2 protein-coding genes and 1 pseudogene are annotated in these 2,520 nt (G+C 73.5%); 2 read left to right on the top strand and 1 reads right to left on the bottom strand.

Annotated features, from left to right (window positions below; genetic code table 11):
• Nucleotides 1–883: 3-deoxy-7-phosphoheptulonate synthase (gene aroF / locus AB0J52_RS35935; RefSeq protein ID WP_500187380.1), on the bottom strand; the 883-nt coding region annotated here is incomplete at its 3' end.
• 447 nt (nt 884–1,330) lie between these two features.
• Here aroF and AB0J52_RS35930 point away from each other — a divergent pair.
• Together AB0J52_RS35930 and AB0J52_RS35925 are read left to right on the top strand one after the other, a co-directional pair.
• Nucleotides 1,331–1,915 (top strand): sulfite oxidase-like oxidoreductase, encoded by a 585-nt coding sequence (locus AB0J52_RS35930; RefSeq protein ID WP_500187381.1) that lies wholly within the window; start codon nt 1,331–1,333, stop codon nt 1,913–1,915.
• A gap of 111 nt (nt 1,916–2,026) precedes the next feature.
• Nucleotides 2,027–2,520, top strand: a pseudogene (locus tag AB0J52_RS35925) (hypothetical protein); the annotation flags it as partial.

Here is a 2,520-nt window from a genome sequence, read left to right as displayed (position 1 = left end):
CGCCGTCCGCGCCGATCGCGATCGCCGCGCGGGTGAGCGGCAGCACCAGGTCGCGGCTGCCGCCGGAGTGCGACGGGTCGACGATCACCGGCAGGTGGCCGAGCCGCTGCGCGACCGGGACGGCGGAGATGTCCAGGGTGTTGCGGGTGGCCGTCTCGAAGGTGCGGATGCCGCGCTCGCACAGCACGATGTCGAGGTTGCCGCGCTGCGCGACGTACTCGGCGGCCATCAGCCACTCCTCGATGGTGCCGTTCATGCCGCGCTTCAGCATGACCGGCTTGCCGGACTCCCCGGCGGCCTGCAGCAGCGCGAAGTTCTGCGCGTTGCGGGTGCCGATCTGCAGCATGTCGGCGTACGAGGCGACCAGCTCGACGTCGGCGGCGTCCACGACCTCGGTGACCACGGGCATGCCGGTCTCGGCGCGGACGTCGGCCAGGATGCGCAGCCCGGCCTCGCCGAGCCCCTGGAAGGCGTACGGGGACGTGCGGGGCTTGAACGCGCCGCCGCGCAGCAGGGTCGCGCCCGCGGCCTGGGCCATCTGGGCGGCGGCGAGCGTCTGCTCGGGGGTCTCGACCGCGCACGGCCCGGCGATCAGGGTCATGGTGCCGGGGCCGATCGGGACGCCGCCCACCCGCACCACCGACCGCTCCCGGTGGTTCTCGCGGCTGATCAGCTTGTACGGCGCCGAGATCCGGATGACGTCGCTCACCCCGCGCAGCGACCGCAGGTTGAGGGTTCCGAACTGCTGGACGTCCCCGACCAGCCCGATGATGGTGCGCTCCACGCCGCGGCTGACGAACGCGTCGCCGCCCGCCGTCTCGACCAGTGAGACGACGGCCCTGATATCGGCGTCGTTGGCTTCGGGCGCCATGACGATGACCATGCTTGTGCCTCTCGTACGTGCGCGGGACCCCGGTGGGCCCCGCGCGGATCGGATGCCGGAAAACGAAGAAGCCCCGGGCCTTGTGTCCAGGCCCGGGGCTTCGGTCGTTCTGAGGTCTGTCAGCGCAGCGTCTGGCAGACCAGCCGCCGGGGCTGGTCGAACCAAAAGAAATAGACGACGTTGCGCACGTGCACACAGTAACCCATCGGAGCGGGTGCGTGAGGCGAGCACCCCGAATATGGCTCAGCTCACGCCGGATGGCAGGATGGCCGCGTCATGTCGCCACCCGAGTCCTCGTCCGACGAGCCCCTCGAGCCGAGCCCCGGCGCGACCGCCGCCTCCGGCCCCGAGGCCGCCGCCTCCGAGACCACCGCCTCCGAGACCTCCGCTTCCGCCTCCGGGTCCGGCGCCGCGCCCCAGGGCGGGGAGCCGGCCGGGGCGAAGGCGCTGCCCCCGGGCCAGTACGTGCCGCGCGGCTGGCCCGTCCTGCACTACGGGCCGGTCCCGAAGTTCCGTCCCAAGGACTGGGACTTCCGCGTCTTCGGCGCGACCGCCGCCGGCGGCCGGACCCGGTGGACGTGGGAGGAGTTCGAGCGGCTGCCGCGCGTCTCGGCCGTCGCCGACTTCCACTGCGTCACCAAGTTCACGATCCCGGACAACCACTGGGAGGGGATCCCGGGGTCGGCGATCGTCGAGCTCGCGCCGCCCGATCCGGAGGTCACGCACGTGATGGTGTGGGCCGAGTACGGCTACAGCGCCAACATCCGGATGAGCGACTTCCTCGCCGAGGGCACGATGTTCGCCACCCACCGCGACGGCGAGCGGCTGCCCCTCGACCACGGCTTCCCGATCCGGCTGGTCGTCCCGCACCTGTACGCCTGGAAGAGCGTCAAGTGGGTGCGCGCGATCGAGTACCTGGTCAAGGACCGGCGCGGCTTCTGGGAGGAGCGCGGTTACCACAACGTCGCCGACCCCTGGCGCGAGCAGCGCTACTCCTACCAGGAGGACGAGGGCGACGCTCCGCCCCTGTAGCCGCCTGACCTGCGCGATCGTCGGGTTTTGGGGGAGCTTGGCCGGACCTGGTCCGCGGCTGTGGGCCGAACCGGCCACCGCCTCCGGGCGAGGGCGTTACGTTAGGTCGCCATGGACGTACCGTCCGTGCTCGACCTCGTGTGCACCGGGTCCATGGCCGTCGTGACGGCCGGGGCGGCCGGGACCGTCGCCGTCTGCCGGCGGCGCCGCACCAGGCGGCGCGCTTTCGCCAACCCGGCCGACGAGGCCACCTTCGCCACCCTGCACACGATCTCCCGCGCGTCGCCCGCGCTGCGCGGCGGGCTGACCGGCGACTCGGCGCGCAAGGCCGTCCGGCACCTGCGGGCGCTGCTCGGCGCGGACGCGATCGCGCTGGTCGCCGCGCCGCCGGGGACGGTCGCGCCGTCCGGGGCGTCGGCCGCGTCCGGACGGGTCGCGACGCTGCTCGGCGTCGGCGCGGACGACGAGCCCGACGAGGACGACCCGCTCGCCCGGGCCGCGCTGCTCGCCTGGGACGGCATCGGCGCGGACGAGCATTCCGACGACGCGACGCTGCACGCCCGGCCGGTGCTCGCCACCGGGCGTCCCCGCGTGGTCGGCGCGGA

The sequence above is a fragment of the Spirillospora sp. NPDC049652 genome (assembly GCF_040675125.1).
Classification (GTDB): domain Bacteria; phylum Actinomycetota; class Actinomycetes; order Streptosporangiales; family Streptosporangiaceae; genus Spirillospora.
This window is presented reverse-complemented; position numbering and strand designations above follow the sequence as displayed.